This is a genomic window from Vibrio sp. 10N.247.311.14 (genome assembly GCF_041467715.1).
GTDB classification, from domain to species: Bacteria; Pseudomonadota; Gammaproteobacteria; order Enterobacterales; family Vibrionaceae; genus Vibrio; species Vibrio crassostreae_C.
On sequence record NZ_JBFSVE010000120.1, the window covers coordinates 1 to 1,088 of the forward strand.

Genomic DNA, 1,088 nt, shown 5'->3' on the forward strand with positions numbered 1-1,088 from the left:
CTATAACGTCAGTCTAAGACGTCAATCCAATTAAAACACTAAGCGATTCCCTGGCCAAACATAGGGAAGGGGATCGACTTGCTAAAATTTATGAAAGTAAGGTATCTATTATGACTACTCAAACTCCAACTATCGATTTTTCAAAATTCGCTGACCTAAGCCCATTCGAGCTAAAAGACAAACTGATTGAAGTGGCGCAAGCTGTGCCAGATCGTGCACTTCTTGATGCAGGTCGTGGTAACCCTAACTTCCTAGCAACGCTACCTCGTAAAGCATTCATCCGTCTTGGTGAGTTTGCGGTAGCAGAAGCAGAGCGTAACTACGCTTACCTAGGTGGTGATTTCGGTGGTATCCCTGATGGCGTCGGCATCGTTGAGCGTTTCGACACGTTCGCAAGCCAATATGCAACAGACAAAGGCGTTGATTTCCTACGTCGTGCACTAAGCTACGCAAAAGACCGTCTAGGCATCGAAAAACAAGCGTTCCTAAACGAGCTAGTACTGGCTTACCTTGCGTGTAACTACCCAGTGCCACCACGTATGCTAGTGAACATCGAGAAAGTGGTTAAACAATACATCGCAGAAGAGATGTACGGCCCAATGCCAATGACGACTAACTTTGACCTGTTCGCAACAGAAGGCGGCACTGCGTCAATGACGTACACGTTCGCAACCATGTTCAACAATGGTCTATTGAAAAAAGGTGACAAAGTTGCGCTAATCACGCCAATCTTTACACCTTACCTAGAAATCCCAGAGCTAGCAGAATATGAGCTGGAAATCGTAGAGCTACGCCTTGATGAGACCACTTGGCAGCTACCAATGTCTGAAATCGAGAAACTGGCAGATACAGACATCAAACTACTTTGCGTCGTTAACCCTGCTAATCCAGCATCAGTGAAATTCTCTGACGAGACTCTAGAGAACCTAACAAACTTTGTGAATGAGCAACGCAGTGACCTATTCATCATCACAGATGACGTGTACGGCACATTCGCAGATGAGTTCGTTTCTCTGTTCGCAAAACTACCGTATAACACACTATGTGTTTACTCATTCTCTAAATACTTCGGTGCAACAGGCTGGCGT

General features: G+C 45.5%; 1 protein-coding gene. It reads left to right on the forward strand.

The window, feature by feature from the left end; translation table 11 throughout:
- Nucleotides 1-110 precede the first annotated feature (110 nt).
- On the forward strand, nucleotides 111-1,088 hold a 978-nt coding region (locus AB6F11_RS21675), incomplete at its 3' end, for a bifunctional aspartate transaminase/aspartate 4-decarboxylase (RefSeq protein ID WP_104216372.1).